The following is a 5,475-nucleotide window of genomic DNA, read 5'->3' as shown; positions in this document are numbered from 1 at the left end:
ACCGACCCGCTGGGCCGCAGCGACTCGACCTTATGGCTCGAGCACTGGGCCTTGCCGCTGGTGGAAACCGATGCCGCCGGCAACAGCTGGCAATATCGCTACGATCAACGCGGCAACTGCATCGCCGAAACCGATCCACTGGGCCATGTCACCCGCTACCGCTACGACGCCCACGGCCAGGTCGTCGATATCATCGACGCCACCGATAAAAGCAAAAAGCTGCGCTGGAACCCGTTCGGCCAACTGGTCGAACACATCGATTGCTCGGGTTATCCGACGCGGTATGGCTATGACAATCGTGGCTACCTTCAGGTCATCACCGACCCACTCGGGGAGCGTACAACCTTCACATATGACACAGTGGGCCGGTTGCTCAGCCGCCAACTTCCCGATGGTCGCTTTGAACATTATCAACGTAACGCCAGTGGTCAATTGACGGAACATACCGACCCATCAGGTCATACCACTCATTACCAATACAACCTTCGGGGTCGAATTCGTCAACGTACGGATGCCCATGGCCGGCAGGTGCAATTCAGTTATGACAGTTACGGGCGGCTACAAGCTCTGACTAATGAAAACGGCGAAAATTATCGGTTTACCTGGGATGCCAGCGACCGTCTGATTGAACAACAGGATCTCGATGGAAGCGCCCATCGCTATGATTACGACGTTCTGAACAGCATTACCCGCGTAGTCTCGTTGCCTACGCAATATGGTGACGGGCTTGCTGTTGTCTCGGAAACGCCCGAAAAGCCTATCGTCCACCGCCTGGAGCGAGATGCGGTTGGGCGTCTGGTTGCCAAGATCACTGACGATGGCCGCACTGATTACACTTACGATCCGTTGGATCAACTGATCGCGATCACTTTCAGAGACACCCAGGGCCGCGAACAAAAACTCGGTTTTGTATATGACGCTCTGGGCCAGCCACTCGAAGAACAAAGTTTGGGCGGCAGTTTAAAACATCGCTACGATGAACTCGGTAATCTGATCCAGACCCAACTGCCCGACGGCCGCTGGATCAATCGGCTGTATTACGGCAGTGGTCATCTGCACCAGATCAACCTCGACGGCCAGGTCATCAGTGACTTCGAACGTGATCGCCTGCACCGTGAGGTATTTCGCACACAGGGCCAAATCAATACCAGAACTGAATATGATCGCGGCGGGCGCCTGCGTTCATACGTGCGGCGCCCGAATAGCCAGCCGCGACAATTACCTGGAGCGACACAAACACACTTCGACTATGACCCCAGCGACAACCTGATTGCGCGCCTCGGACAAAAAGCAGGCACTGCGCATCGACAGTTTTTGCATTACGACGCTACCGACCGAATCATCGCCAGCCAAGACAACATTCAAGGGCAGCATGAAATCTATGCCTATGATGCGGCGGCCAATTTATTGGACGGCCCGCAACCGGGGGCAGGTCTGGTAGTACATAACAAATTGTTGACCTATCAGGACAAACGCTACCGCTACGATAGTTTCGGTCGACTGATCGAAAAACGTAGTGGCAGCCGAGGGGTTCAGCGCTTCAGGTACGACGCCGAAAGCCGTGTGATCGAAGTTCGAAATCAGAGTGCGGCGGGTGAAACTATCGTCAAGATGGCGTATGACCCCTTGGGTCGGCGCATTGAAAAAACCGTACAAGACAAGAATGGTTATCCGCTTGGCACCACTCGTTTTGTGTGGGACGGCTTGCAACTGTTTCAGGAGCACCGGAACAACCAGACTAGCCTGTACCTTTATGAAGACGGCAGCTACGAGGCGCTGGCGCGCGTTGACGGAATGGGCCCGCTGCAAAAAATCCGTTACTACCACAATGACCCCAATGGGTTGCCGCAGGAGCTCACGGAACACGATGGGCACTGCATCTGGCAGGCCAATTATCGAGTCTGGGGTAATACCGCCAAGGAGACTCGTGAGCCGTACTATATAGAAGAGCAGAATCTGAGATTCCAGGGACAATACTTGGACCGGGAAACCGGACTGCACTACAACACGTTCAGGTTTTACGACCCTGACATTGGTCGGTTCATTACGCCTGATCCAATAGGGCTCGCCGGCGGTCTGAACCTCTATCAGTATGGCCCCAACCCGATGGGTTGGAGTGATGCATGGGGGCTGGCGGGCAGTCCAACTACGGCAACCCATATCACCTATCTGGGCGTCGACAAAGCAACCGGTAAAGCCTATGTCGGCTATGCCAGCATGCAAGGTAAACAGGTGGGTTCAGACGTGCTGAACTATCGCTATGGATCGAGTTTTGATCGCTTTGGTGGTCAAGCTCCTCAGGTCCTGCATACAGCATACGGCCAGGACGGAAAGGACGTTACCCGTGGGCTGGAGCAACGCGTTTATGAAGGGTTAGGCGGAAAAGACGGCACCGCCAACGCGCAGAATCCGGTGGGCCAAGGTAATGCGCGAAGAAAAGAATATCTTGCTGCTGCTGATAAACATCTGGCCAAAACACCGGCAGGCAAAGCCTTGGATAAACGTATAAAAGCCGCCAACAAAGCCAGAGTCAAAGCCGCCGCTAAAGGGGTCAGCAAAGGCAGAGGAGGCCGTTGCTCATGAGTGATTCGTTAATGATTATTAAGATGGAGTGAGCCCCATGGCCAAACGCATAACCTGGAAGGAAGGCGATTTAGTCAGCCTCAAACTGCGAGACGATTTATATACCGTAGGCCAGATGATCAAAAATTCCGTCATGCGTTTTTACGACGTGAGAAGCGTGAATGGAATCTGGAGCGATCTCGTGCTGGACGACAGTAAAATTCTGTTCAGCGGTTTTGTAGGGAAGGTCGTTACCCAACGACTTGCCGTCGAAAAGCTACAACCTACGACTCCACTGGTCCTGTCAGACCACGAACGTTACTGGTTAAGACCGCACGTTAACTTTGAAGGTGGATTCCCCTTCCGCGGTGCCGACCTGATCGATACCGGCAAAGACTGCGCTATCGATTACAGCTTGGCACCCGTGCGTCAAAAAGATCTGAAGCTTTCAAAAAATCGCGATGCTATTGAACAGTATGAGCTTACCAACATGTGGGGGGACGACGACTTGAGCGACAGATTGTGCCGCTATTTCGATACTGGACTTAACCGTGACGATTTGAAATTTGAAGTATTTCCGGGGCTGTGGACGGATCGTGAGAGTCTGCAGCCTTTAACCCGACGTTTACCTGTACCACTAAGATAAAAAGCAGCGTTTAATGCACAGCGGTTGGTAATAGCTATAAAGGCGCTTGATTCACTGCATTAAACGCTTGGCAAGCCTAAATGCGTCACTTGAGTTTTTATTCGGAATAACGAACATGAGCGCGTTAGAAAAGGCACTAATAGAGCTGCGCCGTATCCACAAGAAGTTTCAGTCAGAGGGCAGCTTCGAAAAGAATGGCCAAGTCAACGCCACATGGCCGCAAACGCTTGAACGCTCTGTCGAAACTGACTTTTTCTATGACAACTACGAGCCTGTGGGTGTTGAGATAGAGACAGGTTTGACTCCGATACGTTTTTTTGATCTGAACACCCTTGAAGATGACCAAGTGGGCTACAAGTGGGATGGCAATTCAAACAAGTCGCAGCTCAACCCACGCTGGCCAGCCAGTTTTGTAGTATTCATGGATGATATCGGAGGTGGTAAACCTGTCATCGCTGTTACCGACATTGAGGGTACACCTGTATTTGCCAGCTATGACGTGGCTTTGCCTTTCAAAATTGCCGACTCATTGGCTGATTTCTTTTTCGCTCTTGCAAAATTGATTGAGGTTGTCCACGGAAAATTCGAAATATTTGAGATCTATAACGACGATGACGAGCTTTCCAGCAAGTTCGTGAAATTACTCACAAAGGAAGTCAGTCCCCTACTGGGGAAAGAAAATTTCGAACGGTTTTTTGATTACTTTTATGGTTGATCTTCAGGTCATGATTCTGACCCGGCCAATGAGCGCAGAAGATGGAACAACTGGAAGACGAATACCCCGGCGATTCCGATTGGAATGTGTTTGTGCGGTTATACGAAGAGGACTATCTCGACGACAACGCCCGCACACTGGCCAAAGTAATGGATGGTTACCTCGATATGGCGGTCGTCCTCAACGGTAAAAGAGGGCTTGAGGAAGGGTTGTGGTGGATCAAACAGAAAGTGCCCGCCCTCGGTAACAAACGGCCGGCCGATTGCCTCAAGAATCCGAAGCTGATCAAACGCCTGAGAATGGCGCTGATGAGTATGCCGTAACCTACACGGAGAAAGGTGCAATGGAAGGCATCGAATTGCGCAACCCGCACAACGATTACGCAGCCGTCAGAAACTTACGTCGGATTAACATCCCACATGTCTGACGCACTCTGGGCCGCCCGGCTGGGCGATGCCCTCGACCACACCTCGATGATGGCCGACATTCTTGGCGGCGTGCTGGAGGTGGCAGCGAACATCGCGATCACCGCGCTGGCGACGGCTGCCGTGGTGGCGGCCACGGGCATCACCGTCGCCACCGGCGGCCTCGGCTGCTTCCTGCTCGGCGCGGTGGTGGGCACCATCGTCGGCCTTGCCATGAGCAAGACCGGGGCCGACAAGGGCCTGAGCAACCTGTGCGAGAGCTTCAGCAATGCGCTGTTCCCGCCCACGGTGCAGGCGACGATTCTCACCGGTTCCACCAACACCCTGACCAACAACATTCCCGCCGCCCGGGCCGCCGGGGCGATTCCGTCCCATGTCGCGCCGGCCGGCACCGAGCTGGAGACACCCGAGCCCGAAGCCGAGCCCAGCTATCTGGACATGGCCGAGAGCTTCTTCTCGCAGATGTGGCGCCCCACCGTCGCCACCCCTGCGCCCGGCGCCGTACCCAAGCCGCTGGACCTGGTCACCTGCATGAAGCATCCGCCGATGCCGCCGCAGTTTCTGGCCGAGGGCTCGGACAAAGTCACCATCAACGGCCAGCCCGCCGTGCGCAGCGGCGACCGCACCACCTGCGACGCCAAGGTCGTATCGTCCGGGCTGATCTCATCGAACGTGACCATTGGTGGCGGTTCGGTGGTAGTGCGTGAGATCCGCAGCGGCAAGACCCCGGGCGTGGGGCTGGCGGTCACCGCGTTGCTGATGCTCAAGGGCGGCAAGGGCAAGTTCTTCAGCAAACTGCCGTGCATGCTGATCGGCGGCGCGACGTCGATGGCTGTCAGCAGCGCCATGGGCGCCATGGCCAACGCCGCCATGGGTTCGTCGAACCCGGTGCATGCTGCGACCGGGGCCAAGGTGCTGGGTGGGGACGAAGAGCTGGATTTCGTGCTGCCGGGCATCTTGCCGATCGATTGGCAGCGCTTCTACAACAGCCGCGACGAACGCCGCGACAGCTTGTTCGGAGCGGGTTGGAGCGTGTCCTACGAGGTGCGGGTTGAAATCCTGCCTCACCCGGAGGGCGGGGAAACGCTGGTGTACACCGATGAACAGGGCCGGCGCATCGATATGGG

At 55.1% G+C, this 5,475-nt stretch carries 5 protein-coding genes; all 5 read left to right on the top strand.

Going from position 1 to position 5,475, the window contains the following annotated elements; translation table 11 throughout:
* Nucleotides 1-2,583 (top strand): RHS repeat-associated core domain-containing protein (locus tag AC07VO_RS29825; RefSeq protein WP_495007737.1); only part of this gene is annotated, 2,583 nt, incomplete at its 5' end.
* A 37-nt stretch (nt 2,584-2,620) separates the two neighbouring features.
* Nucleotides 2,621-3,208: a DUF8309 domain-containing protein gene (locus tag AC07VO_RS29820; protein WP_086946468.1), complete on the top strand. Its 588-nt coding sequence runs from the start codon at nt 2,621-2,623 to the stop codon at nt 3,206-3,208.
* Between the two features lie 115 nt (nt 3,209-3,323).
* Nucleotides 3,324-3,923 carry a hypothetical protein gene (locus AC07VO_RS29815; RefSeq protein ID WP_086946469.1) on the top strand — a complete coding sequence of 200 codons (600 nt, stop codon included), beginning with the start codon at nt 3,324-3,326 and terminating at the stop codon, nt 3,921-3,923.
* A 41-nt stretch (nt 3,924-3,964) separates the two neighbouring features.
* A complete protein-coding gene (locus AC07VO_RS29810; RefSeq protein ID WP_086946470.1) occupies nt 3,965-4,246 on the top strand; it encodes a hypothetical protein in 282 nt (93 codons plus the stop codon).
* Between the two features lie 96 nt (nt 4,247-4,342).
* Nucleotides 4,343-5,475 (top strand): DUF6531 domain-containing protein (locus AC07VO_RS29805; RefSeq protein WP_495007736.1); only part of this gene is annotated, 1,133 nt, incomplete at its 3' end.

The organism is Pseudomonas sp. GW821-FHT03E01, from assembly GCF_059420765.1.
The sequence above is the reverse complement of the archived record's forward strand: the minus strand, read 5'-3'. Positions and strand labels throughout refer to the sequence as shown.